The sequence below is a fragment of the Caballeronia sp. LZ019 genome (genome assembly GCF_031450825.1).
Lineage (GTDB): Bacteria > Pseudomonadota > Gammaproteobacteria > Burkholderiales > Burkholderiaceae > Caballeronia.
In genome coordinates, this window is the sequence record NZ_JARTVZ010000004.1 from 174,907 (window position 1) to 199,241 (window position 24,335).

Below are 24,335 nucleotides of genomic sequence, written 5' to 3' on the forward strand. Positions count from 1 at the left end.
CGGTCGTGAAAGAGTTTGAACGATTTATGATTCAGCCGCCGGAATTTCGCTGGCGTCGAGAGTCTGACGCAGGCGGGTAGCGGTGCGATGGCTGGACAGACCCATAAGGTTGCTGACCTGCTCATTTGCTTTGCCGCCGACGATATGCCGACGCCCAAACGTATTTCTGAGCAGTCGGGGACTTTCGTCGGCCGCAGACAATCGCGCGCGTCGAAGCGCTGCTCGCACACATTTGAGCATGGTGTCCGGCTGCATCGGTTTGCCCCCTGCGGTGGCGATAAACCACCATTGCGTCGCGCATTGCATGCTTCGTCGCGCCCTGTGGTACTTACGCAAAACATCGACCGCGAACGCATCAATCGGCAACACGCCGCGCGATACGAGGCCTGTGCTTCTCAACGAAGACGGTAGGGCGCTCCCCATCCACATCGAGGTCGTCAACTCGCAACTGCCGGAGTTCGGCTGCCGTGACGCCCGACGCGAGGAACAGCGCCACGATCGCCGTGTTCCGCAGTTCCTTGAACGCGACGCCCTCGGTTGGAACACACACGGCTTGGAGCCGTGCGTCGTCATCTGACGACAGATAGATCGGTGTAGGTTCGTCTCCCGGCCAGGTCTCATTGGCAAGCATCTGCGCGGCCGGATTGTCGGCGCGCAAATCGAGGTCCACGAGGTGACGCGTGAATCGGTCAATCAGCTTGAGATAGCGCAGGCGCGTCGTTGTGCCGGGGGCGCAGTCTTGCGCGAGATCAGTGAAGAAGCCGTCGAGGTGGTCTGCTCCGTAGCTGGTCACGGTCGCACGGTGACCGACGAGATAGTCGTTGAAGCGCGAGAACACCGAGCGGTGCTGGACGATTGACTGGTCGGCGAACGCACGGCGATCAGCGCCGGTGGCCTCCTCGCGTTGCCATGCTGCGTAGGCGTCTTCTGGTGCAATAAGCCAAGGGTCGTCACGCATTGCATCGATATATTGAAGTTCGCTATACCCGAACCGTACAGCGAAGCTACCGCTTCGCCAACTCGAGCCACCAACGACGGGGGGGCTCCCGGCGATCTCTCTCTGGATAGATGGTGTGAACGCCGCCCTCTCTTCACGGAGATTTGAGGCTGCAGCAGGAGTGACATCGGAGATGTGGATTACTCACGCTGCGCAGTCGCTCGCCGTTGCCCAGCCTGCGCTCAGTACGCACATTGCCGCTCTCGAGAGCGAACTCGGCGTTCGACTTTTCGAACGACACTCCAAGGGAGTGGAACTCTCGGAAGCGGGGCATCGCCTGTATTCTCGAGCTGTCGAACTAATTTCAGGTTTCGACAATCTCAAGTGAGACGTCAATCAGGCCGAGGACTCGCCGGTCGGAAGGGTTCGTCTATGCATAGGAGGCGCTTGCTGGGATCGTCGCGCCGCCTTTGATTCGGACAATTGCGGACTCCCAGCCCGATTTGTGTCGCCGCACGCGCAGCCTTCGCCACGGGCAAGCGGGTCCATGACATTCGTCATTGCGACAACGCGATGCCCTAATTCGGTGCTGAGCGCGGTTGGGGTCACGTACTGCAAGACCATGGTGTCCGGGTCGAGAGCATCGGCAAGCTCCATTACCGTGCCGAAGAAGACCCGGCGGGATTCGACAAAGAACACCTGCCAATGCACGTGGTCGGCGGGTATGGAAGGGTCTGGGGCTCCATCCGCGCGCCGTTCAAGCCACGTCCGAACGGCCCGCGCATGCTCGTTGAACGCATTGGTCCCGGCGAGTCGTCCTACACACAATATGACCGGGATGTAACAGCACGCGCGGTCGAATGGCGTGCATCCCAACTCGCGCAATGTGATTCCGGGGCGCGTGAAGCTCACCGTCGATCTGCGCGCCGCCGACGATGCTACCTTACTCGCGATGGACCGCGCATTGCGCGCGGCATGCGCGCAAGCGGGCCTGCCCGTGACGGTAGACGAGGTGGTCTACTTCGCGCCGCAACCCTTCGCAGACACGCTGGTGACGTCGGTGCGGGACAGCGCGGATGCGCTCGGTTATACGTCGATAGATGTCGTCAGCGGCGCAGGACATAACGTCGTGTACCCCGCACGCGTCGCGCCGGCCGCGATGATCTTCGTGCCGTGCAAGGACGGCATCAGCAATAACGAAATCGAGGATGCACGCGCCGATCATCTCGAAGCGGGCTGCAACGTGTTTCTGAGCGTGATGCTGCGCGCGGCGAATGCTTCCAGTTGAGACGTCGCATGAAGATTCTCATCGCGCACATGAATCACGAGACCAACACGTTCTCGCCGGTAGCGACGCCGCTCGAAGCGTTCGGACGCGACGGTCCATGTCACGGCGACGATGCGTATTGCGAGAACGCGGGCATGCGCACCGCGATGTCCGCGTTCATCGATGCGGCGAAACGCGAAGGGGCCGAGATCGTCACGCCGATATCGGCATCGGCCAATCCGAGCGGGCGTGTCGCCGGCGCTGCTTATGACGCGATCTGCCAGGCGATCGTCGATGCAGCCGAAGTTTGCGACGCGGTGATGCTAGATCTGCATGGCGCGATGGTCGCGGAGATTCGGCCGATGGCGAAGGCGATCTGCTCGAACGCGTGCGGGGTGTGCTGCCGCACGCGCCCATCGCGGTACGCTCGATCTGCACGCGAACGTCACGCAGGAATCATCGACAACGCAGATATAGTCACGAGTTTCAAGACGCATCCGCACGTCGATATGTACGAGAGCGGCGATCACGCGGCGCGGCTATTGCTCGATCTCGTTCATGGAAAAACGAAACCGGTCATCGCATGAGCGCAACCGCCGTTGTTGACGCACACGCTCAGAAGCTCCACGTCCGATGGTGCGATGAAGCGCGCCGTCGATGCGGCGCGCCGCCGAGGGCGAGGACGGCGTGCTGGCCGTATCGGTACTATCGGGGTTCTCACTCCCCGATATTGCCGCGCCTTGCATCAGCGTCGTCCGTTGCGGATGGCGCGCGCGCGAAGGCACAGGACGTTGCGAACCGCATCGCGCGGCAGATCTGGAACGAGTGCGACGATTTCGTGTATCGCAGCGCGCCGCTCGCGCGCTCGATAGCCGAAGGCGCCGCACTCGCCCGCGAAACCGACAAGCCTGTGCTGTTGCTCGATCACGGCGACAATTGCATGTCGGGCGGAACTTGCGACACGACCGATGCGTTCGAAGAAGCGCTGAAACAAGACCTCGACAAGATCGTCGTCGGCCCGTTGTGCGATCCGGAAGCGGTGGCGACGCTTATTGAAGCAGGCGAGGGTGCGACGGTCACGCTCGGGATCGGCAACAAGCTGGCAAGCGTCGCATCGCGCGGCAAGCCGCCGCTGAAAGTGACGGGTACCGTGCGCGCGTTGACCGAAGGCGAGTACATCATCAGCGGGCCGACCTACACGGGACAACGTGCATACATGGGTCGATCCGCCGTGCTCGGAACGCCGGCGGCGCGCATCCTCGTTACGGAGCGCACGCACGAACCGTGGGATCTGGGCGTGTTCGAGAGCGTCGGCATCGATCCGCGTGACGCGAGGTTCCTGATACTCAAGTCGCGCATGTATTGCCGCCCCGTCTTCGTGCCGATTGCGGGCGGCCTCGTCGAATGCGATAGCCGCGGCGTCACGAGTTCCGACTATGCACTCTTTCCGTTCGAGAACCTCAGGCGGCCGGTGTATCCGCTGGACTGGGGAATCGAGCATTTAACCCGACTCCCGACGAGTGCATCGGGCCAGGCATCCGCCGAAGCTTCATTGCGCAAGTTCGGTGGCGTAGTCGCGATAAGCGTGCAAGGGACGGCCGAGAATGCCCACGAGACGCTCGACATCGCCGGCTTCGGGCACCATCCCGTCGCTGACATATCGCTCGGCCATCAGGCGCATCTCGTAAGCCATCCATTTCGGCATGAAGCCCACCAGGTTCTGCTCGAAACCGGTCGGATCGTCACCACCATAGGCAACCGGACGACCGAGGATATCGCCCCAGACGGCGGCCACTTCCGGACCGGTCAGCGTGTCCGGCCCGACCAGGTTGATGACCTCGACGGAGAGGTCGCCGGCACCCTCGTTGCGGCGGATCAGTTCAATAGCCGCGACCTCCGCAATGTCGCGGGTATCCACCATGGCGACGCCACTGGTTCCGATGGGCATCGGGTAGACGCCATGATCGACGATGACGTCCCTGATCATCGCTTCATTGTCCATGAAATACGCGGGACGCAGGATAGTGGCGCTGAAGCCCATCCCTTCGATCATCCGCTCGGCGCCGGACTTCACTGCGAAATGCGGCACGTTGACGAAGCGATCCGCATGCATGACGGACAGGTATACCACGCGCTCGACGCCGGCCTCGCGGGCGACGTTCAACGCGATCAGCGCCTGTGTGAATTCATCGCCTGAGACCGCATTGAGCAGAAACAGCGTGCGCACCCGGTCGAACGCGCGGCGCAGCGAGTCGATATCGAGCATCTCCCCCTGTACGACGCTCACTGCGGCAGGAAAATTGGCCTTCGATGGATCACGTATGAGCACGCGCACGTCGGCTCCGCGACGAACGAGTTGATCGACGACTTGACGGCCGACACGACCAGTGGCGCCGGTAACGAGGATAGTCATGGTGTCACTCCTTGAACGGGTTGGGATGGCTCAAAGGTACGTGATCCACGTCTGGTCCGGAAGATGATATAAAGAGACGAGGCGTCTCATAAATGGAACGACAGGCCGATGCAAATGGATCTTCTCGCGCTCGCTGATTTCAATCTCGTCGCTCGTCACGGGAGCTTCGGCGAAGCCGCCCGGGCGGCGGAGCGTCCGAAGGCGACACTGTCGCGAAGGGTAAGCGAACTCGAGAACGGCCTTCGCATCAGGCTTTTCGAGCGAGGTCCGCGCGGCGTCCGGCTGACTCAGGAAGGACATGCGCTTTACGAGCGCACAGGTGCGCTCCTCGCTGAACTGAGTGCAAGTGCCGCAGCGATCGCATCGGATAGCGAGCAGCCCCGCGGCCGTTTGCGCATCAGCGCGCCCGCGCTCTTCTCCCAAATCGCTATGGGGAAGCTGGTGGCGTCGTTCGCGCTCAAGTGGCCGCAGATTCGTATGGAGGTCACGACAGAGGATCGCCCCGTCGACATAATCGAGGAAGGATATGACCTCGTTATCCGGGTCAATCCGGCTCCCGACGAAAGTCTGATCGGACGGATTTTCCTTCGGGACCGGCTCGTCGTCGTGGCTAAGCCCGGCTTGCAGCGGCCCGCGGGCAGAACGCCGGTGGCGGCGGTCATTCGAGGAGCGTCCGATCAGGCGTCGTTCTGGGATGTTGCCGGCCCCAGGGGAAAAACGCGCATTTTCGTCAACCCGGTCGCTCGACTGTCGTCGCTGCTCATGGTGCGGGACACGGTCCGGCTAGGCGTGGGCGCGGCCTGTCTGCCGCTGTCGCTCGTGAGCCGCGACATTTCCAGTGGCACACTCGAACAGTGGGGCGAGGTGGACGGGCCCGAGATCGCGCTATGGGCGCTCTATCCTTCACGGCGCTATTTGAGCGCCCGTGTTTCCGCGTTTCTCGACCACCTCAAAACAGCGTTTCCCTCAGGCGTCTCCGAGGAACTGGCGGCTTTCATCGGAACGTAGACTCGCATGCTGTCGTGTTCGTTCGAACTACGCATATATGCGTACACAGCGATTCCGCGCCGTCGCGCAAGCACCTAAGCCCCTTCCAGCACCGCCATCTCGCGCACCACGACGAGCAGCATCGAAAGACTCGCGCCGCCGCTCGCCGCAGTTCCGCAAGCAGGCGCGTATAGCGGTCGAGCGCATCCTGCCGCTTCGCGCGCCAGCTTTCGACAATCGCTTCCGCCGCGTCGATGCCGCGCGATTCATCGAGCGCGCTCACCGTCAACGCGCGCTTGAGACGCGCGAATTCTTCGAGCGCCGCCGCACGCGCCAGCAGATCCCAGTGCGTCGAGATCGGCAGCGCCATCGCGCGTTCGGCGATGCCCCGATAGTCCAGCAGCGTGCCGATGCCGAAGTACACGCTCGCGACAAGTTCGAGACTGCGCTCGGAGCACGCCGCGACTTCCGCACTGTCGAGCACCGCCGTTGCGATCTCGCCGCTTGCAACGCGCGCCGCGATGCTGCTTTCGACGCCCGCATCCTCCAGTTCACGCCGAAGCCCGTACCAGGCGTCCAGTTGCGCGGCAGGCAGCAGCGCCGGCAGTTGCGGCATGAGCCGCTGCGCCGCCTCGCGGCAACGCGCGAGCAGGCCCCTCACTTCGTCCGCACTGGCGCCGTTGCGCTTGACTTGCCGCAGAAACCACAGCGACGTTTGATCGAGCAGGCGCACGACATCGACGAACATGCGGGCCTGCACTTCGTCCGCGACGATATTGTCCAGCGCGTCGATAGAGCGCCACAGGTCGTCGAGATCGAAGACATCGCGCGACAGCAGCGCGGCGCGCACGATATCGCTCGGGCGCGCATCGGTTTCCTCCATCAGCCGATGCACGAACGTGCAGCCCACGCGATTCACCAGCGCATTGGTCAAATGCGTCGCGAGAATCTCGCGCCTGAGCGGATGCCGCTGCATCGCTTCGCCGTAGCGCTGCTGCAGGGGCTTCGGGAAGTAATCGGGCAGCATGCCGGCGACGAGCGCATCTTCCGGCACATCGGATTCCAGCAGTTCGTCGTAGAGCCACATCTTTCCGTAGGCGAGCAGCACCGCGCGTTCCGGCGATGTCAGCCCGGACTTCGCCGCCGCGCGCTCAGCGATGTCATCGTCGTTCGGCAAGAACTCGATGCGCCGCTTGAGCCGCCCCGCGCGTTCCAGATAGCGCATCATGCGCGCTTCCGCATCGAGCGTTTCGGCGACATGGCGCTTCGCAATGGAAAGCGCCTGCGTCTGCGCGTAGTTGTCCTTCAGCACCAACAGTCCGACTTCATCGGTCATCTCGGCGAGCAATGCATTGCGTTGCTTCCCGGTCATCTCGCCGTCCGCGACCACGAGGCCGAGCAGAATCTTGATGTTGACCTCGTGATCCGAACAGTCGACGCCCGCCGAGTTATCGATCGCATCCGTGTTGATGCGCCCGCCGTGCTGCGCGAACTCGATGCGCCCCAGTTGAGTCAGGCCGAGATTGCCGCCTTCCGCGACGACCTTCACGCGCAGTTCCGCGCCGTTCACGCGCACGCCGTCATTCGTGCGGTCGCCGACCTGCTGATGCGTCTCCGCGCTCGACTTCACATAGGTGCCGACGCCGCCGTTATAAAGCAGGTCCGCTTGCGCGAGCAGGATCGCGCGGATCAACTCGTTCGGCGCGAGCACGGATGCGCTGATCCCGAGCGCCGTCTGTACCTGAATGAACGATTCGAGTTCGGAATTGCCATCGCCCGCTTCGGCATGGCCCTGGCCGATGCGCTCGATCTCGCCCTCGATCTCGCCCTCGTGCGCGCCCTTGCTCGAACGCCAGACACGAAACACCGGATGAATGGCCGAATACAGCGCGAGGCCGAGCCGGTTCAGTTCCATCGTCACCGGATCGACGAGAAAGGACATGTCGTCGTTGACGATCTCCACAACCGTGTGATCCGAATGCCAGCCGTGCTGTTCCAGATTCGGGTTATAGACGCGCAGCACTTCGCGCCCGCGCACGAATTTTCGCGCCGTCTGCCAGTGCGCCATCGCGGCGCCGTACAGATCGGCGACATCGACATGTTCGTAGCAGTAGCGCAGCAGCGGCTCGACGACTCGCAAGGCAGGCTCCCGCAACCGCCCGCGTGCAAATCAGGAGTTCGTTGATGAGGTGTTCGACTCGCGCTTCGTTTCTGACGAGCATGGTGTCCTCCCGAGGCGTGACGCTTCTTTGGACCTGCTTGCTTCGGGTGCATGCCGTTTATGCGCCGCGTGGCGCGTTCCGCGTTGCTGCGGCGATGTGCGCCTGAACAACGGAGAAGGGCGCGAAGCAGTCACCGACGTTTGCGCGGCATGCATCTGGCGTCCTTCAATCGACGAGTGGGTTCTCTCTGGATTGCTAGTCCGCCCCCATCCGCTGCCGCGCGCACATGAACGGACCGGTCGGCTGCCGTGCGGGTGCAAAGCGATCGAAGCCCACGGGGCCGGGCATGTCGATATACACCGCTTCCATTCCCTGCCGGCTATACCGTTTCGTGCCAGAAGCCCGCGCCGCCGCTGTCGCGCAGAAAATCGCGCCACCAGCGCGAATGCGGCTCGCTGCGAGTGAATGCTTCGAGGCTGTCGAGGTCGCGCCAGTATTGACGAATGCCGATGTGGTTCAGCGCAAAGAACGATTGCTGACTGGAGAGCAAGCCATCGGGCGGATTCGATTCGATCTGCCGCAGGCCTTTCCCGATGCCGAGCATCGCGCCGATTCTCCGCAGCCGGCGCACGCGAAAACCCAATAGCACGACGACGAGATTCGGGTGAGCACTGAGATCGACGGACGTTCGGATGACGCGCGTCTGCATGGCGGCTCCCTTGCTGTTGGCTATAAGCATAGTAGGAAAGAGTCGTGTCGCCGGTAAGTACGTCCGGAGGCACCGACTGTCGCATCGGTGGCGGAGCGCTCGCGTGTGTATCAGTTGAGGGCCGGCGACGTGGTATGCACGCGCTTGTTAAGTAATACGCGGAGGCAGCCGCTTAGGACGGGCAAGTACGCGTTAGGGATAGATATCGACGCAGGCGCGTCGTTCCCGAAGGGCTTTGAGCAGACCGGCCCCTGTCTGCCGGTGCGCGCAGGGGCCCGTTCGGCGCCATGGGACACGCCATCGACCATCTCTGTCTTCAAGGCTTCACCACGCGACTCCGTGCGGTCTTGACTTTTCTACTCGGCGACAGTGCCCTGGCTTTTCCAGACCAACGGGGCCGGCGAGCGTTTCCTCTCCACGCTCCCGGCCCGCATGTCGGCTTCCTGACAGTTACAACGCCTGGACCTGCACCGGCTTGCCCGGCTTGCCATCGACCTGAGGCGCAATGACGAGGTAGCGGCGCGTGCCTTTCGCCTCCGGGTCATTCACCGAGACGACCTGGCGAATTTGCCCGATCGCATTCACGATTGCCGATCCCGCCGGGTTCGTCATGAAACTGGCAAGGCCCTCGATTGCACCGCTGCCGTCGGGCTTTCCGGCGAGTCCGAGCACATAGGGCTGCTTGGGATTCAGACCGGTCACCGACGCTTGCAAGACCTGCAGCAGGCCCTGATCGAATAGCGACACGCTCGTCGGCGGATTGTGGTCGCCCTGCTTCCTGCCTACGGCGGACAGGGTCAGGTGCGTGGTGTTGCCGGCCACGCCCAGCGGTTGCAGATTGCTCATGCCGTCACCGTCGGGCACCGCATTCGGCACATACGTCACAGCCTGCGGCGCCTGCCCGATAGGCACCTGGCCGATGACTTTGTTCGTGATGGTGTCGATCGCTGCCATTGCATCGGCGTTCTCGAGGCCCACGTACACGCGGCTTCCGTCTCCGGATGGCCAGAGGCCGTGCGGCAACTTGCCGACGGGTATCGTCGCGACCTGCTCGTACGTGTCGGTCCGGAAGACCTTCACTTCGTTCAACCCGCCCACGGTGACATACGCAAACATCCCGTTTGCATTCCTGACGAGGTTCACGTGATTGGTGATCGGTCCCGTGTCGAGGGTCTTGAGCAAGGAGAAGGGCGGCTTTGCATCGAAGACCTGCGTCTTGCCGACATCCTTGAGCGTGAACCATACCTGCTTGCCGTCCGGGGTAGCCGCAATGTTCGGGCAGAACGGACTGTCCTGCTTCACCTTGCCCACGATCGTGTGATCTGCTACGGAGATAACATCGGTTTCCGGATTGAAGGACGAACAGACATATCCGTACTTTCCGTCAGGCGAGAAGATCTGCATGCCCGGCCCAGCGGGCACCGTGATCCGCGTCTTCTCCTCGTAGGTCGTGCCATCCAGCACGGACACGTAATTTTCGCCGCGCACGGTGACCCATACCTCTTTGCCGTCCGGCGTGAAGAAGGCTTCATGCGGCGAGCGCCCGACATAGGTGACGTGCTTGACTGCGTTGGTCGCCGTGTCGATGAAAGAGACGGAGTTCGATCCGATCGACACCACCGCGATCGTCTTGTGATCCGGCGAGAAGCCCATTCCGTGGACGAGCACCTGCCCTCGGTAGAGCGGGCTGAAGTTCATCGGTGACGGGTCGCCCAGACGAATGACGCCCAGCAGGCGATTGTCCGCCGGATCGGTCACGGAGACCGTATTCGAGAACTGTTCGGCCGCGTAGACCCGGTCATGGTGACTGACCGGGATATCCGGTGCGCTATCCGCATCGGGCGCCTGGCCCGCAACCGCGATGGACGCGGCAGCCAACGCAACCAGTCCCGTCATGAGTCTTCTCCGGAACATGAGTGGCTTCATTGAATTTCCTCGTGGGTGGGTGAATGCGTGCCCATATGGGTGTGCCCGGGCATCGGGTCCTGCTTCGCGGCGGGGGCGATCTGATCGGGCGACGCAGCGGACGGCGGCAAGGTCGTGCCGAGCGCAAGGTGCATCGCCGCGATCTCCTGCTGCTGCTCGACAATGATTTCCTGCGCTATCCGCCGCAACTGCTCGTTCTTGCCGTAGCGAAGCTCCGCCTGAGCCATGTCGATGGCCCCTTGGTGGTGCGGAATCATCATGCCGACGAAGTCCTCGTCGACGTCTCCCGATGCCGCGATATCCATGTTTGTCATCATCCTCGTCATCGCAGCGTTGTTCTGTTCGAGGAACTCGCTCTCTGCTGCCGGCGCAGTGGCATGCCCCGGTTCAGCGGAGTGCGAGACGCCTGCCCCGGCGCCGAGAAGCAGCGCGCACGCGAACGACAACAGGCCGCGAACGGTTCTTCGTGAACTCATCATCGGTTTCTCCGTGATTGCCTCTGGAATGGGAGAACAGCGCCTTGTGCGGTTTATTCCGGATGCCGTCGAATAAAGGCGTCGCGGTAGTCGCGCGGTGAGCGGTCGCAGACGAGCAGGACGCATCGCAACGCGTCACGGACGCTTCATGTTCCGACGTGAGTTCCCGCGGGAACGGGTGCGGACAGTAGCTCGATCATCAGAATCGAGGTATCGCCGATGGAAGTCACCGTAAGGCTGACTTCGTTCTCGATGGCTGCGCCGTCGCGCGGGGCCAGCTCCACATCGTTTGCACGGATGCGGCCCGTGGTTGTGACGAGATACGCCATCGCTGCGTCGGACATCGGTTGAACGAGCGATTGCCCTGCACGCAGCGTCGCGCCGATGAAGCGCGCCCGTGCATCGATGCTCAGTGCGCCGGCGGCGACTTCGTTCTCGTGGCCGCTTGCAAGCACGATGAAGCTGCCCTCGACGCCGTGCAGATTGACCCGCCGCGTCGCCCAGCGCGGCGGGGTGTTGCGCGAACGCGGCGTCAGCCAGATCTGGTAGAGCCGCGCCGGTTCGTTCTCTTCGTTGCGCTCCGAGTGCAGCACGCCTTCGCCGGCGCTCATCACCTGGACATCGCCCGCGGCGATGCGAGCCTTATTGCCGAAGCTGTCTTCGTGAGTGATGGCGCCCGAGCGGACGAACGTGATGATCTCGACGTTCTCGTGTGCATGCATGCCGAATCCGGCATGCGGGGCGAAGGTGTCGTCGTTCCAGATGTGCAGCGCGCCGAGGCGCGCGCGCTCGTCCGGGCCGATCTTTCCGTGACAAAAGTGGAGCTTTGCCTCGAGCCAGTTGCGGTCGATGCGGCCAAGCGTGCCGAACGGCCGTTGTCGAATCACGATGCACCTCCCGTTGAGAGAAAAGACAGCGCGTGAACGCTGCCTTCCCTGTTTGCCTCGTTCAGACCTGTGCCTGACCGCCGTCGACGAACAACTCCGCGCCGTTCACGAAGCTCGCGTCGTCCGATGCCAGGAACAGTGCAGCCGATGCGATCTCGTTGGGATCACCGACGCGGCCCATAGGGATGCGCGATGCAAGGAAGTCGAGCAAGCCTTGTTGCTGCGCGGCGTCCGGGCCCGCGAGATCGACGAGGCCGGGCGTCTTCGTCGCGCCGGGGCTGATCGTGTTGACGCGGATGCCGCGGTCTTTCAGATCGAGGATCCAGCTACGGGCAAAGTTGCGGATCGCCGCCTTCGATGCCGAATAGACGCTGAACGCCGCCGTGCCTTCGATGGTGGCGGTCGAACCGGCCAGGATCACCGATGCGCCTCGCGACAGCAGCGGGAGCGCCTTCTGAACCGTGAACAGCGTGCCCTTCACGTTACGGTCGAAGGTGTCGTGGTAGTGATCCTCCGTGATGTCGCCGAGCGGCACCATCGAACCGCCGCCTGCATTGGAGAACAGCACGTCGAGCCGGCCCTTTTCGCCGCGAATCTGCTCGTAGAGTGCGTCCAGTTGATCGAGCTTCGACGAGTCGACGCGAAGGCCGGTCGCGGTGCCGATCTCGCCGATGGCCGCGACGGCTGCATCCAGTTCCGGCTGACGGCGGCCGGTGATGTAGACGTGCGCGCCTTCCGCGGCGAACCGCTTTGCGGTGGCGAGGCCGATGCCGCTGGTGGCGCCGGTGACGAGTGCGATCTTGCTTTCGAGCTTGCGTGCCATGGTGTTTCTCCTTGTGGATTCGTTTCGATAAGTGGTGAAGCGATGTGGGGAGAATATCGACGCACGCGGCTTTTCGAAATAGAATCGCCTGCAAACCATCATTGCAAAAACGAAATGAGCAAGCTGCCCGATTTCGAGGGACTCGCGATGTTCGCCAAGGTCGCGTAAGAGGGGTCGTTTGCAGCGGCCGCGAGGGCGATGGGCGTCTCGGTGGCGACGGTCTCGCGCGGCGTCGCACGCCTGGAGGAACGGCTGGGCGCGCGGCTCCTCAACCGGACGTCTCGTCAACTGGCGCTCACCGAGTTCGGCGGGACGATCGCCGAGAAGGCGGGCGATCTCTATCGTCAGGCGGAGGAAGCGGAGAGCGCCGCACGCGAGATGTCCGTGCAGCCGCGTGGTCTCGTCCGGCTGGCGGTTTCGATGGCGTTCGGGCTGCGCTGGGTGGCGCCGCTGCTGCCGGGCTTTTTCCAGGCGTATCCGGAAGTATCCGTGGACCTTCATTTGTCGGACGCGACGGTAGATATCGTCGCGCAGGGCTTCGATGCAGCGTTGCGAATGGCCGCATTGCCCGATTCCTCGCTCGTCGCGAAGCGCCTGTGCCCGATCGCGCAACTGGTCGTGGCGTCGCCGGACTATCTGGCGCGGTGCGGCCGCCCGACGCATCCGCGCGAGCTGGCGGGCCGGCCGTGCCTCTCGTATGCCTATCGGGCGCGCAACGAGGTATGGCGGTTCGTCAACGATGCCGGCGAAGAGGAGCCCGTCACGCCGGTGGGTCCGCTGCGTGTAACCAACTCGGATGCGCTGCTGCCGATGCTGCTGCAGGGACTGGCCATCGCCGAGCTGCCGGAGTTCATTGCGGGCGAGTATCTTGCAAACGGCCGCCTCGAATCGATCCTGACGGATTGGCATCTCACGCGAGGCGGCTTGTATTTCGTGACGCCGTCGGCGCGGGCTCGGCCGGCAAAGGTCACGGCCCTGGCCGATTACTTCGCCGATCATCTTTCGGAGCCTGTCTGGCTTTGCCGCGCGTAATGCGCTTCGCGCGCCGGACTCAAGTCGCTGCGGTCGCAAGCGAAGACCTGTGCCGATTCGCGCCGTGCTATCGGCGACAAGGCCGCCCGCGTGACGTCGGGGCAAGAAGGTCTGTCGTCGGGAGCAGCAGAATCAGCGCGACTGCAGCTTGAACCCTTCGCCCCCGATACCCGCGCGATCCACCGCCGCAATACGGTTGCGCCCCTGCTCCTTGGCCTGATAAAGCTGCGCATCGGTCAGATTGATGAACGCGGTGATGTCGATGTTTGCGTTCGGCACGACGGTGCCGACGCCGAAGCTCGCGGTGACGCGCTGACCGTGCGGCGAGCGAAGGTGCGCGATGGCTTCATCGCCGATCAGCGTACGGCAACGCTCCGCGACGCGCACGGCGGCATCCGCCTCGGTTTCGGGAAGCACGAGCACGAACTCCTCGCCGCCGAAGCGGCCGAGGAACGCGTCCGGACCGGCGGCTTCGCCGAGCACGCGTGCGATGCGCTTCAGACATTCATCGCCCTGCAGATGACCGTAATAGTCGTTGTAGGACTTGAAGAAGTCGATGTCGATCATCACGAGGGAGAGCGCCTTGCCCGCTACCGCCGCGCTTGCCCACTCGCGGGCGATGACGGCATCGAACATGCGACGGTTACCGACGCCCGTCAGGCTGTCGGACAGCGACAGGCGTTCCAGTTCGCGCTGCATGTGAGCAAGCCGCTCCTCCATGCGCTTGCGTTCGCTGATGTCGAACATGAAACCGATCAGCGCCTCGACATCGCCATTCTGTTTGCGCGCGACATGGACCACATCGCGAATCCACACATAACCGCCATCGGCGGTCAGTGCGCGGTAGTCCGCTTCGTGGTCGGCGCCGGCCCGGGATTGCTCGACGCAGAAATTCACCACGGCCTCGCGGTCGTCCGGATGCATGCGCGCGGCCCAGTCCTCGACCGTCTTCCAGGTCGACGGCGCGTAGCCGAGCAGCGCTTCGATCTGCGGGCCGATGTAGGCGAACTGCATCGTCTCCCAGTCGATCTTCCAGGGGATCGCGCGGGTGGATTCCAGCAGCGTGCGATAAACAGGGTGATCGTCGTCGCCGGGCGAGCGGCCCGGGGGCGCAAGGCTGGCCTCGTGGCGGAGGAATTCGGCTTGGAGCGCGCTGCCGGCTGGGTCGTGTTCGTTGTGAGTCATCGTGATCGGTTGAATAACGCGTGAAAGCGTTATCGGCCGATCGGGGCGGCGTCTTGAACATGGCGCAGGCATGCTGCGGGCCCGCGCGAAGCGGGCCTCGGCCCATGGCGCCGTCTTCGCTTGCGCATCAGACGAGGCGAGCGCCGCCATCGACGTTGAGCGTCGCTCCGTTCATGAAGCCGTTTACCATGAGAAACACGACGCCCGCGCCCGCTTCGCTCGGGGTGCCAGGACGATGCAGCGGCAGCGTTTTCTCGAGATGCGCCACGACCGGATCGCGCGCATCGCCGAGAGCCTTGCGCAGAATCGGCGTGTCGATGGGACCGGGCGAGAGCGTGTTGACGCGCACCGGCGCAAGTTCGAGCGCGAGGCCGCGCGCGAGCGCTTCCATGGCGGCCGATGCCGCCGCCAGCACCGCTGTCCCGTAAGCGTTCGGGCGGTCGGCGAGACTTCCGGAGATAAAGGTAATCGACCCATCGGCGCTCAGGCGGTCTCCGAGCGCGCGAATGATATGCACGGCCGCCCAGATGCGTTCCTCGAAGGCCACACGCAGGTGTGACACCTCTGCCTCGCGAACCGTTCCCGAGACGAACGTGCCCGCCAGCAGGACCAGATGATCGACGCGCGGGATGTCGCGTATCGCCTGTTGCAATGCCTGCGCGTCGGTCACATCGGCCGCTCGCCAGCCTGCCAGCCGATGCTCGGTGGCGACTCGACGAGCCGTATCCGCTGATCGGCCGACGACGATCACGTCCGCGCCCGCCCGACGCGCCTGAATCGCGGCGTCCAGACCGATTCCGGAAGTGCCGCCGAAGATGAGCACCGTCTTTCCTGACAGCGCGGTGTGGGCGGTGTGTGCGTCCTGCATGTTCCCGGTCATTTCCTTCTCCTTTGACGACGCCGGCCTGGCGTCTCGATGAAAAGAAGGTTAATTCGCGAGTCCACGCTTGATAATCGGGCCATCGTTCGCTTTAATGATTCCACCATGGAACAAATCGCCATCGAAAGGCTGACCGGCCTGATCGCATTCGCACGCGCTGCGTCGCTCGGCAGCTACACGGCCGCTGCACGCTCGCTTTCCGTTTCGCCATCGGCCGTGAGCAAGAGTATTCAGCGGCTCGAGCAGAATTTCGGACTCCGGCTGTTCAGCCGGACCACGCGCTCGCTGACGCTCACTCCTGAAGGGCGGGATCTTCTGGAGCGTACGCAAAGGTTGCTGCGCGAGGCCGAAGGCATCGAGCAAGGCGTGGCCGCTGCACGCGCGGAACCGGCCGGTATGCTGAAGGTAACGGCGCCGTTGCCGGTCGGCGTGAACATCCTCGCGCCCGCTTTGCCCGCGTTTCGCCAACGCCATCCGAAAGTGAGCGTCGATGTCCGTCTGAGCGATCGCTACGTCGACCTGATCGAAGAGGGTGTGGATGTCGCGATTCGGGTCGGCGATCCCGGCGACACCCGGTTGATCGCACGCCGGCTTGCGCCGCATCGAATCTGCGCGTTCGCATCGCCTAACTATCTACGCGAGCGGGGCGTGCCGCAGCATCCGAACGATCTGCTGCAGCACGATTGCGTCAACTTCCGATATCAGTCGACGGGGCAGGAGGCCGTGTGGCCCTTCAACCTGGGCTCGAAGCTCATCGAGTCCACACCGCCGTCGGCCCTGATCATCGATACCAGCGACGCCGTCGTCGCCGCGCTGGCCGCGGGCGCCGGCATCGGAATCTCGGCGACCTATATCGCGGCGGCCTGCGTTGAACGGCGCGAACTCGTGCCCGTGCTGCACGAATTCGCCTATGACCGGTTTCATCTGCATGCCGTGTGGCCCGAGAGTCGCCGCGGCAATCCGGCGGTGAAAGCCTTTGTCGCGTTTCTTCAGGACGTTTTTCCCTCTCCCGCTCCATGGGACGTCCTGGTACAGACTCGTGCTCGCGAAGGCTGAAGGTCGCACCCGCCGCATCGTTCGGGCTGCGATCCCATGTTCGACATGCGGCTTTGCGTCGGACAGGTCTCCAGTCGAGTCACACGCGACATACCATTTGCAGAAGCCCGGCCTGTGGACTCGCAGGCCTGTCTTCGCGTCCCGCAGGCCGGCCCTGCTTTCCCCCAACACGTCACTACCGGGCGGACGCTCTCGGCGGCAAGCCGCCTCATATATCCGTATCTCAGAAAGAGACGTTGCTCTAGTATCGCTAAACCACTTAAGCTGGGAATGCATCTGATCACGCCGTTGGACTGAGTGGCACAGCACGACTTCTTCGTCACTTCGCTTCGTCAGGACAGCAATGATCGGGGGGCTGCGTGTCATCGACGGTCACCATCCCTCTGATCGAACTTCGAAAGCATGCTTTGCCGCGCTCGCGGCCCGTCAACAAGAAGAACGCGCTTCGCAGTCCTGGAACTTCAACCAAGGGGAATGCCGTGGCCAGATGCGATTGCAATAACGAGCTTTCTTTCAACGCAGGCCGCCGGCAGTTTCTCGGCTACACCGGGGCCGGCGTGCTCGCGGCGGTGCTGCCCGGCTGCGGCAATGGCGACAGTCATTCGACGCCTTACCCGCAGACCATTGCACTCGGCCAGCAATTGATCCAGCAGGCCGTCAGCGATCCATCCAAACCCGTCGCGGCGATCTCCGTTGCAATGGTCAAGGGCGACACCGTGGTCTGGAAGCAGGCGTTCGGGATCGCGTCCGTGCCCACGCAGACGAAGGCGACGCCCGAAACGCGCTTCAACATCGGCTCGGTCAGCAAGCTGTTTCCGGCTCTTGCGGCGATGATCCTCGTCGATCGAGGGCTGATCGCGCTCGACACACCCATCGTCCAATATTTGCCGACCTTCACGATGCTGTCGCCGGAGTACGCGCGCATCACCACCCGTCATCTGCTGTCGCATTCATCCGGTCTGCCGGGCACGAACGGGCGCAACCTCTTCACGTTCGAACCGGTCGCGGGCTATGCGGCCGACACGCAAGCGGAACTCGCGAACTCGCATCTGAAGCATCTGCCCGGCGAGCTGGCCGTCTATTGCAACGACGGCTTCACGCTCGTCGAACAGATCGTGCTGGCCGTGACGGGCCGGAGCTTCGCAGACTTCGTGCAGGCGGAGATACTCGCGCCGCTGCAGATGACCCGCTCCGGCTATCTGACAAGCGTGCCTTCCAGCGGATCGTTCTCGCTGCCGTTCGTCGGCGGGATCGAGCATCAGGAATTCGTCAACGCGTATGCGACCGGCGGACTGAGTTCCACGCCTGCCGACATGATGAATCTCGCGCAGATGCTCTATGGCGGCGGCGTGTTTCAGGGACGGCGCATCGTGTCGGCGGCGGGCATCGCGCAGATGGGCGCGGATCAGACGCAGAGCCTGACGATCAACCCGTCGCCGGAATGGCGCTGGGGGCTGGGCTGGGACAGTGTCGTACAGCCCGCGCTCAACGCCGCCGGAGTGCCCGGCTGGGAAAAAGATGGCGGCACCGCCTTCTATTCGACCGAGTTCTTCGTCGTGCCGAACTCCCGGTTTGCGCTGCTCGTGACCGGCAATGCAGGCTACGATGCCCGGACCATTGCCGAGACTCTGGTGCTGTCGGCGTTGCGCGAGGACGGCACGATCGCGGCGCTGCCGCCGAAAACTGCCACCACGGCGCCGCCTGCCGCATCCGGGCCGGGCGTTGCGAGCGGCGCGGGCATCTATGGCAACTCCGATGCGCCGTATCAGGTAATCGCAAGAGCGGACGGCAACTTGCAGATCAACCAGTGGCAAGCCGATACGCGCGGCTGGGCGCCCATCGGCACATACCGGTATCGCAGCGACGGCTGGTGGTGGAGCGATACCGACACGGCGTCGTATCGTTTCGCGGTCGTATCGGGGAAGGATAGCGAGGGCAATGCGTTCAGCTACCGTTATCTGATGAAGCGAGTGGTGCCGGGCGCGGGCTACGCCTATCTGACGCTGCCCGTCGGTCAGCAACTCGCACCGCTCGCAGCGCTCGACGGCACGTGGCAGCAACGCGTCGGCACGCAATGGACACTGACCAACGATTCGCCGAGCGCAGTGCCCATTGCCGTTCTCGGCAATCCGCCCGGCTTCTTCGCGACACTGAGCGAACTTCCCGGCTACGTGCTGTACGGCAACGAAGATCTTCGCTATCAGCTGATCGTGCCGGTGAGCGACACGCTCGGTGCCATGTCCGTCAAGGTGCCGGGCAATTTCGGGCGCGACCTGTACGACATTCGTTTCGATTCGCCTGCGGCGACGACATTGACCATCGGCAGTTCCATCTATGCGCGGATCTGAGGATGCGCGACGGGGCGTGCAGAAATAATCGGTATTACGAAGGATTTCTGCCGGCATTCGCCCTCGATCGGTGCACTGTCAGTGGGAGCGAGTGCACCAGCGATGGCTGATCCATGAACCCGCATGGCGCATGCTCCCACGGGCGCATCTCCATCCCGCTGACGCAAGTCTTTATTTCATAGAGGTAAGTGTGCGTTGGCACGGACAGTGCGTTATGAGTCTCAACTTGTATTCAAGATTGAACTCATGAAAGCGTCTGTCGCCGATGTACCGTTCACCGTCCGCTCGCTCGTCGAAGCCTATACGCGCGGCGACATCGATCCGTTGCAGGTGGTCGCATCGACGCTTGCGCGCATCGAAGCCAGCGATCGCCCGGAAGCGTGGACGCTCGTTGTGCCTGCATCGCAACTAGAAGCCAACGCGGCGGCACTCGCACGCGAACTCGCCGACACCGGCGCCGCGGTGTTCGAGCGCAAGCCGTTGTTCGGCGTACCGTTCGCGGTAAAGGACAACATCGATATCGCGGGATTGCCGACCACCGCCGGGTGCCCCGCGTTCGCCTATACCCCGAACGAGACCGCATTCGCGGTGCAGCGTCTGATCGATGCGGGCGCGATCCTCATCGGCAAGACGAACCTCGATCAGTTCGCAACCGGGCTCGTCGGCACGCGGTCGCCCTTCGGCGCCGTGCGGCAGGTCGATCACCCCGGCCGTGTGTCGGGCGGGTCCAGCTCGGGTTCGGCGGTGACGGTGGCGCAGGGCATTGTCGCGTTTTCACTCGGCACCGACACCGCCGGATCGGGCCGCGTGCCGGCGGGCTTCAACGGCATCGTCGGACTGAAACCGACGCTCGGACTCGTCAGCAAGCGCGGCGTCGTGCCCGCATGCAGGAGCCTCGACACGTTGTCGATCTTCGCGCACGACGTCGGCGATGCGTGGCGCGTGCTGCAACAGATGGCCGCCTTCGATGCGCTCGACGGCTACTCGCGCTGCGTCGCATCGCTCGGCTCGCTGAAAGACGCGCCGCGTGTCGCGATCCCCGACACGCTCGAATTCTTCGGCGACACGCATGCGGCCGATGCCTTCGCCGCCACGCTCGACCGGCTGCGGCTCCAGCCCGCGACGTTCTCCTTTGCGCCGATGCAGCGCACCGCCGCGCTGCTCTACGACGGCCCGTGGGTCGCGGAGCGCCGCGCGGCCCTGGGCGATTTCTTCATCTCGAATCACGGCGATATCGACCCGACGGTCGCAAAAGTGATCGGCAAGGCCGATGCGTTCTTGGCCGCCGATGCGTTCGACGGCCAGTACGAACTGATGCTGCTGAAGCGCGAAGCCGAAGCGCTCTTCGAAACGGCCGATGTGCTGATCGTTCCGACGACGCCCACGCATCCGTCCATCGCCGACGTGCAGGCCGCGCCAGTCGAAGCGAACAGCCGTCTCGGCGTCTACACGAACTTCGTCAATCTGCTCGACCTCTGTGCGCTGGCCGTGCCCGGCCTTGCCCGCGCCGACGGCTTGCCCGCCGGCATCACGCTGATCGGACCGGCCGGGGCCGATCAGCGGCTCGCCGTGCTCGGCGCACGCATAGAGGCGCTCCTGAAGGCCGCTGCGCACGACGCGGTGATCGATCCGTTGCCGCTCAACGAACCGGCCATCACGCTCGCGGTCGTCGGGGCGCATCTGCGCGGCATGCCGCTCGAATGGCAGATGAAACAGGCGGGCGCGCGGTTCATCGAGGAAAGCGTGACGTCGCCGGATTACATGCTCTTCGCGCTCGCCGATACCGATCCGCCCAAGCCGGGTCTCGTGCGCACGCACACGGGAGGCAGCGCCATTGCCATCGAGCTGTGGGAGATGCCGATGCGCAGCGTCGGCGCCTTCGTCGCGGCGATTCCCGCGCCGCTCGGTATCGGCACGATCACCACCGGCGATGGCCGCGACGTCAAAGGCTTCATCTGCGAGCCGGCCGCCGTCGCACCGGAAAGCGGCGCACGCGACATCACTTCGTTCGGCGGCTGGCGCGCTTATCGGCTGAGCCTCGCCTCGCAACATTAACGATTACCCACACAGGAAGCCACATCATGACCAATCGCCGCCAGTTCATCAAAGGCGCGGGCGCGCTTGCGCTCGGCAGCGCCTTGCCGTTCGATCTCGCTTTCGGCGCAAGCAATCTCACCGTCGGCGTGATCTACGTCGGCGCGAAGGGAGACTACGGCTACAACCAGGCGCAGGCGCAGGCAGCGGCGGTCATCAAGAAGATGCCGGGCGTGAAAGTGGTCGAAGAAGAGAACGTGCCCGAGACGGTCGCAGTGCAAAAAACGATGGAAGCGATGATCGAGCAGGACGGCGCGACGCTCATCTTCGCGACCTCGTTCGGCTACTTTGATCCGCACGTGCTCAAGATGGCCGCGAAGTATCCGAAGGTCCGCTTCGCTCACTGCGGCGGTCTCTGGAAGCAGGGCAACCCGCCGAACATCGCGAGCTACTTCGGCTATATCGACGAGTGCCAGTATCTCAACGGCGTGGTCGCCGGGCACGCGAGCAAGAGCAAGAAGCTCGGTTTCGTTGCCGCAAAGCCGATCCCGCAAGTGCTGCGCAACATCAACGCGTTCACGCTCGGCGCGCAATCGGTCGATCCGTCGATCACCACGCATGTGATCTTCACCGGCGACTGGTCGATGCCGGTCAAGGAAGCGGAAGCGGCCAACAGTCTCGTCGATCAGGGGTGCGATGTGCTGACTTGTCACGTCGATGGCCCGAAGGTCGTCATCGAAACGGCGGAGAAGCGCGGCGCAATGAGTTGCGGCTATCACGCGAGCCAGGCCGCGCTCGCGCCGAAGGGCTATCTGACGGGCGCGGAGTGGGACTGGCAGACGCCGTTCAGGGAAATCGTGGCCGACACGCAGGCCGGCAAGCCGCAACCGAACATCCTGCGCGGCGGCCTCAAGCAAGGCTTCGTGAAGATGTCGCCGTACGGCGCGAAGGTCACCCCCGACGCCCGGACCAATGCGGACGCGATCAAGTCGAAGATGGCCGCGGGGGACTACATGATCTTCAAAGGCCCGATGAAGGACAACAAGGGCGGCAACGCCATTGCGTCCGGCACGGCGTACGCGCAGACGGATATCAAGCTCGAAAGTATGAATTATCTGGTCTCTGGCGTCGTCGGGCAGATCTGATCCAGTACGCGGAGCCTGCATGCACTCCTCATCGCTGTTACGGCGCGCGGCCCTCGGCGTGTTCCCCGCACTGCCGACGCTGTGCGCGCTCATCGGCACGCTGACGCTGTTCTCGTTGTTCCTGCTCGTGCAGGGCCAACCCGCCGACGATGCGCTCCTCTTGATCGCGCAGGGTGCGTTCGGCTCGTCGTTCGCCTGGCAAAGCACGTTGTTGCGCGCCGCACCGTTGATGCTCACGGCGCTGTGCGTCGCGCTGCCCGCGCAAGTCGGGCTGATCGTCATCGGCGGGGAGGGGGCGCTCGCGTTCGGCGGACTGGCGTCGGCAGCCGTGGCGACGCTCGTGCCGGCCGCGATGCCCTGGTTCATCGCTGCGCCGCTGATGGCGATCGCGGGCATGCTCGCGGGCGGCGGGTGGATCGGCGCGGTCGGCGCGATGCGGCAGTGGCGCGGCGTCAACGAGACCATCAGCAGCCTGTTGATGTCGTATATCGCAATTGCGTTGTTCAAGCATCTGGTCGAAGGCCCGTTGCGCGATCCCGCGAGCCTCAACAAGCCCTCGACGCCGCCCGTTCCCGATGCGCTGGCGATCGGCTCGCTGCCCGGCCTCGACGTGCACTGGGGCTTGTTCTGGGGCGCGCTCGCGTGCCTTGCGGCATGGGTGTTCGTGCGTCACAGCACCAAGGGATTCGCGATGCGGGTCGCGGGCGGCAACAACCATGCGGCGAAGCTCGTCGGTCTGCCGGTTGACAGGCTCGCCATCGCTGCTTGCGCGATGGGCGGCGCGGCAGCGGGTCTCGCCGGCATGTTCGAAGTCGCGGCGGTGCAGGGCAGCGCGAACGCCTCGCTGCTCGCGGGCTACGGCTATGCGGGCCTTCTCGTCGCGTTCGCGGCGCGTCAGAATCCGCTCGCGATCGTTCTGTGCGCGGTTCTCGTCGGTGGCATCGAGGCGAGCGGCTCGCTGCTGCAACGCCGTCTCGGCCTGCCCGACGCCACCACGCACGTGCTGCAAGGGCTGCTGTTCGCCAACCTGCTCGCCTGGGAAGCGATGAGCGGCCGTCTCGCGGCATGGCGCATCCGCTTGCAGGCGATGCCGGCCGCGCACTCATCGGCCGCACTGGAGGGCACACATGTTTGACGCGCATTCCCCTGTCGCGGTGCTGTTGCTGTCGCTGTTCGCAGGCGCGATCCGCGTCAGCACGCCCTATCTCTTCGTGAGCATCGGCGAATGCCTGACGGAGAAGGGCGGCCGCGTCAATCTGGGCCTCGAAGGCATTCTCGTTTCGGGCGCGATGACCGGTTACGCCGCCGCCTGTCTCTCCGGTTCGCCGTGGCTGGGCGTGCTCGCCGCCGGATGCGCGGGGCTGCTGCTCGGCTGTCTGCACGGTCTCGTGTGCTCGCTGCCGCGCGTGTCGGACATTGCATTCGGCATCGCGTTGATGCTCGCCGGCACCGGCCTCGCGTTCTATCTCGGCAAGCCGTTCATCGAGCCGCAGGCGCCGATGCTGCCCTCCATCGATCTCGGCGCCTGGGCGTCTTCCCCGCAGCTGCACAACGCGCTGCATGTGAATCCGCTTTTTATCGTCGGCGTGCTGCTGGCCTTCGCGTTGCAATGGGGCCTGCGTCATACGCGCTGGGGTCTCGCGCTGCGTCTCGTCGGCGAGAATGCGGAAAGCGCTCGCGCAATGGGTTATCCAATCACGCGCGTGCGCATCCTCGCGACGACCGCCGGGGGATTTCTGGCGGGTGTCGGCGGCGCGTATCTCTCGCTGGTGTATCCCGGAAGCTGGAACGAAGGTCTGTCGAGCGGACAGGGCCTGATGGCCGTTGCGCTCGTCATCTTCGCGCGCTGGCAGCCGTTGCGCTGCCTGTGGGCCGCATTGATTTTCGGGGCGGCGGGCGCGCTCGGTCCTGCCCTGCAGGCGATAGGCGTCACGAGCGGGTATTACCTCTTCAACGCCGCGCCCTATGTGCTGACCCTCGCGATCATGATCGTCAACTGCCGTCCGGACCGTACGCTCGCCGGCGCGCCCGGCGAACTCAGTCTTACTCGCTGATCCATTCACGGAGC

Annotated in this window: 19 protein-coding genes and 5 pseudogenes; 13 read left to right on the forward strand and 11 right to left on the reverse strand. The window is 64.0% G+C overall.

Annotated elements, in window-relative coordinates:
* Positions 1 to 355 precede the first annotated feature (355 nt).
* Positions 356 to 958 carry a hypothetical protein gene (locus P9255_RS12590; protein ID WP_309789657.1) on the reverse strand — a complete coding sequence of 201 codons (603 nt, stop codon included), beginning with the start codon at positions 956 to 958 and terminating at the stop codon, positions 356 to 358.
* 172 nt (positions 959 to 1,130) lie between these two features.
* Here P9255_RS12590 and P9255_RS27305 point away from each other — a divergent pair, with 172 nt between their 5' ends.
* The 4 genes and pseudogenes from P9255_RS27305 to P9255_RS12605 all read left to right on the forward strand — a co-directional run.
* A complete protein-coding gene (locus tag P9255_RS27305; RefSeq protein ID WP_404980327.1) occupies positions 1,131 to 1,325 on the forward strand; it encodes a LysR family transcriptional regulator in 195 nt (64 codons plus the stop codon).
* Positions 1,326 to 1,802: 477 nt separating this feature from the next.
* A pseudogene (locus P9255_RS12595) lies at positions 1,803 to 2,225 on the forward strand (M20/M25/M40 family metallo-hydrolase); the annotation flags it as partial.
* Between the two features lie 8 nt (positions 2,226 to 2,233).
* Positions 2,234 to 2,791, forward strand: a complete 558-nt coding sequence (locus P9255_RS12600) for a M81 family metallopeptidase (protein WP_309789658.1) — start codon at positions 2,234 to 2,236, stop codon at positions 2,789 to 2,791.
* Positions 2,792 to 3,144: 353 nt separating this feature from the next.
* Positions 3,145 to 3,603: pseudogene (locus P9255_RS12605) on the forward strand (MlrC C-terminal domain-containing protein); the annotation flags it as partial.
* 150 nt (positions 3,604 to 3,753) lie between these two features.
* On the opposite strand, the gene P9255_RS12610 reads toward P9255_RS12605, so the two are convergent.
* Entirely contained in the window at positions 3,754 to 4,617 is an 864-nt protein-coding gene (locus P9255_RS12610; protein WP_309789659.1) for an NmrA family NAD(P)-binding protein, read from the reverse strand.
* A gap of 114 nt (positions 4,618 to 4,731) precedes the next feature.
* Between P9255_RS12610 and P9255_RS12615 the strand changes: the two genes are divergently transcribed.
* Positions 4,732 to 5,625, forward strand: coding sequence for a LysR family transcriptional regulator (locus P9255_RS12615; protein ID WP_309789789.1), 894 nt, complete (start codon positions 4,732 to 4,734; stop codon positions 5,623 to 5,625).
* A 74-nt stretch (positions 5,626 to 5,699) separates the two neighbouring features.
* Here P9255_RS12615 and P9255_RS12620 read toward each other — a convergent pair.
* The 7 genes and pseudogenes from P9255_RS12620 to P9255_RS12645 all read right to left on the reverse strand — a co-directional run.
* A pseudogene (locus tag P9255_RS12620) lies at positions 5,700 to 7,345 on the reverse strand (NAD-glutamate dehydrogenase domain-containing protein); the annotation flags it as partial.
* A gap of 54 nt (positions 7,346 to 7,399) precedes the next feature.
* Positions 7,400 to 7,672: pseudogene (locus tag P9255_RS27310) on the reverse strand (hypothetical protein); the annotation flags it as partial.
* 473 nt (positions 7,673 to 8,145) lie between these two features.
* Positions 8,146 to 8,475: a monooxygenase family protein gene (locus P9255_RS12625; protein ID WP_309789660.1), complete on the reverse strand. Its 330-nt coding sequence runs from the start codon at positions 8,473 to 8,475 to the stop codon at positions 8,146 to 8,148.
* 450 nt (positions 8,476 to 8,925) lie between these two features.
* Positions 8,926 to 10,371, reverse strand: coding sequence for a YncE family protein (locus tag P9255_RS12630; RefSeq protein WP_309789661.1), 1,446 nt, complete (start codon positions 10,369 to 10,371; stop codon positions 8,926 to 8,928).
* 26 nt (positions 10,372 to 10,397) lie between these two features.
* Positions 10,398 to 10,877, reverse strand: coding sequence for a DUF305 domain-containing protein (locus P9255_RS12635; RefSeq protein WP_404980332.1), 480 nt, complete (start codon positions 10,875 to 10,877; stop codon positions 10,398 to 10,400).
* Between the two features lie 146 nt (positions 10,878 to 11,023).
* The gene (locus tag P9255_RS12640; RefSeq protein WP_309789663.1) at positions 11,024 to 11,764 is read right to left on the reverse strand and encodes a pirin family protein; all 741 of its coding nucleotides are present in this window, start codon (positions 11,762 to 11,764) and stop codon (positions 11,024 to 11,026) included.
* A 61-nt stretch (positions 11,765 to 11,825) separates the two neighbouring features.
* Positions 11,826 to 12,587 carry an SDR family oxidoreductase gene (locus P9255_RS12645; protein WP_309789664.1) on the reverse strand — a complete coding sequence of 254 codons (762 nt, stop codon included), beginning with the start codon at positions 12,585 to 12,587 and terminating at the stop codon, positions 11,826 to 11,828.
* 198 nt (positions 12,588 to 12,785) lie between these two features.
* Between P9255_RS12645 and P9255_RS12650 the strand changes: the two genes are divergently transcribed.
* On the forward strand, positions 12,786 to 13,619 hold the full coding sequence (locus P9255_RS12650; RefSeq protein WP_309789665.1) for a LysR family transcriptional regulator: 834 nt from the start codon (positions 12,786 to 12,788) through the stop codon (positions 13,617 to 13,619).
* A gap of 132 nt (positions 13,620 to 13,751) precedes the next feature.
* On the opposite strand, the gene P9255_RS12655 is transcribed toward P9255_RS12650, so the two are convergent.
* Positions 13,752 to 14,804, reverse strand: coding sequence for a sensor domain-containing diguanylate cyclase (locus tag P9255_RS12655; protein WP_309789667.1), 1,053 nt, complete (start codon positions 14,802 to 14,804; stop codon positions 13,752 to 13,754).
* Positions 14,805 to 14,931: 127 nt separating this feature from the next.
* On the reverse strand, positions 14,932 to 15,684 hold the full coding sequence (locus P9255_RS12660; protein ID WP_309789668.1) for an SDR family oxidoreductase: 753 nt from the start codon (positions 15,682 to 15,684) through the stop codon (positions 14,932 to 14,934).
* A 105-nt stretch (positions 15,685 to 15,789) separates the two neighbouring features.
* On the opposite strand from P9255_RS12660, the pseudogene P9255_RS12665 reads away from it, so the two are divergent.
* The 7 genes and pseudogenes from P9255_RS12665 to P9255_RS12695 all read left to right on the forward strand — a co-directional run.
* A pseudogene (locus tag P9255_RS12665) lies at positions 15,790 to 15,981 on the forward strand (LysR family transcriptional regulator); the annotation flags it as partial.
* A 36-nt stretch (positions 15,982 to 16,017) separates the two neighbouring features.
* Positions 16,018 to 16,740, forward strand: coding sequence for a substrate binding domain-containing protein (locus P9255_RS12670; protein ID WP_309789790.1), 723 nt, complete (start codon positions 16,018 to 16,020; stop codon positions 16,738 to 16,740).
* Positions 16,741 to 17,219: 479 nt separating this feature from the next.
* A complete protein-coding gene (locus P9255_RS12675) occupies positions 17,220 to 19,088 on the forward strand; it encodes a serine hydrolase domain-containing protein (RefSeq protein ID WP_309789669.1) in 1,869 nt (622 codons plus the stop codon).
* A 246-nt stretch (positions 19,089 to 19,334) separates the two neighbouring features.
* Positions 19,335 to 21,143 (forward strand): allophanate hydrolase, encoded by a 1,809-nt coding sequence (atzF, locus tag P9255_RS12680; RefSeq protein ID WP_309789670.1) that lies wholly within the window; start codon positions 19,335 to 19,337, stop codon positions 21,141 to 21,143.
* 26 nt (positions 21,144 to 21,169) lie between these two features.
* Entirely contained in the window at positions 21,170 to 22,267 is a 1,098-nt protein-coding gene (locus P9255_RS12685; RefSeq protein ID WP_309789671.1) for a BMP family ABC transporter substrate-binding protein, read from the forward strand.
* Between the two features lie 19 nt (positions 22,268 to 22,286).
* Complete coding sequence (locus P9255_RS12690; protein ID WP_309789672.1) at positions 22,287 to 23,402, forward strand: ABC transporter permease; 1,116 nt, start codon at positions 22,287 to 22,289, stop codon at positions 23,400 to 23,402.
* Positions 23,395 to 24,321, forward strand: a complete 927-nt coding sequence (locus P9255_RS12695; RefSeq protein WP_309789673.1) for an ABC transporter permease — start codon at positions 23,395 to 23,397, stop codon at positions 24,319 to 24,321. Before P9255_RS12690 ends, P9255_RS12695 begins: the two co-directional genes overlap by 8 nt.
* The last annotated feature ends 14 nt before the right edge of the window (positions 24,322 to 24,335 follow it).

Bases quoted from the DNA above. Each gene is read 5' to 3' on its own strand.
- P9255_RS12590 (WP_309789657.1), bottom strand. From the start codon at position 958: ATGCGTGACGACCCTTGGCTTATTGCACCAGAAGACGCCTACGCAGCA.
- P9255_RS27305 (WP_404980327.1), top strand. From the start codon at position 1,131: ATGTGGATTACTCACGCTGCGCAGTCGCTCGCCGTTGCCCAGCCTGCG.
- P9255_RS12600 (WP_309789658.1), top strand. From the start codon at position 2,234: ATGAAGATTCTCATCGCGCACATGAATCACGAGACCAACACGTTCTCG.
- P9255_RS12610 (WP_309789659.1), bottom strand. From the start codon at position 4,617: ATGACTATCCTCGTTACCGGCGCCACTGGTCGTGTCGGCCGTCAAGTC.
- P9255_RS12615 (WP_309789789.1), top strand. From the start codon at position 4,732: ATGGATCTTCTCGCGCTCGCTGATTTCAATCTCGTCGCTCGTCACGGG.
- P9255_RS12625 (WP_309789660.1), bottom strand. From the start codon at position 8,475: ATGCAGACGCGCGTCATCCGAACGTCCGTCGATCTCAGTGCTCACCCG.
- P9255_RS12630 (WP_309789661.1), bottom strand. From the start codon at position 10,371: ATGACGGGACTGGTTGCGTTGGCTGCCGCGTCCATCGCGGTTGCGGGC.
- P9255_RS12635 (WP_404980332.1), bottom strand. From the start codon at position 10,877: ATGAGTTCACGAAGAACCGTTCGCGGCCTGTTGTCGTTCGCGTGCGCG.
- P9255_RS12645 (WP_309789664.1), bottom strand. From the start codon at position 12,587: ATGGCACGCAAGCTCGAAAGCAAGATCGCACTCGTCACCGGCGCCACC.
- P9255_RS12650 (WP_309789665.1), top strand. From the start codon at position 12,786: ATGGGCGTCTCGGTGGCGACGGTCTCGCGCGGCGTCGCACGCCTGGAG.
- P9255_RS12655 (WP_309789667.1), bottom strand. From the start codon at position 14,804: ATGACTCACAACGAACACGACCCAGCCGGCAGCGCGCTCCAAGCCGAA.
- P9255_RS12660 (WP_309789668.1), bottom strand. From the start codon at position 15,684: ATGACCGGGAACATGCAGGACGCACACACCGCCCACACCGCGCTGTCA.
- atzF (WP_309789670.1), top strand. From the start codon at position 19,335: ATGAAAGCGTCTGTCGCCGATGTACCGTTCACCGTCCGCTCGCTCGTC.
- P9255_RS12685 (WP_309789671.1), top strand. From the start codon at position 21,170: ATGACCAATCGCCGCCAGTTCATCAAAGGCGCGGGCGCGCTTGCGCTC.
- P9255_RS12690 (WP_309789672.1), top strand. From the start codon at position 22,287: ATGCACTCCTCATCGCTGTTACGGCGCGCGGCCCTCGGCGTGTTCCCC.
- P9255_RS12695 (WP_309789673.1), top strand. From the start codon at position 23,395: ATGTTTGACGCGCATTCCCCTGTCGCGGTGCTGTTGCTGTCGCTGTTC.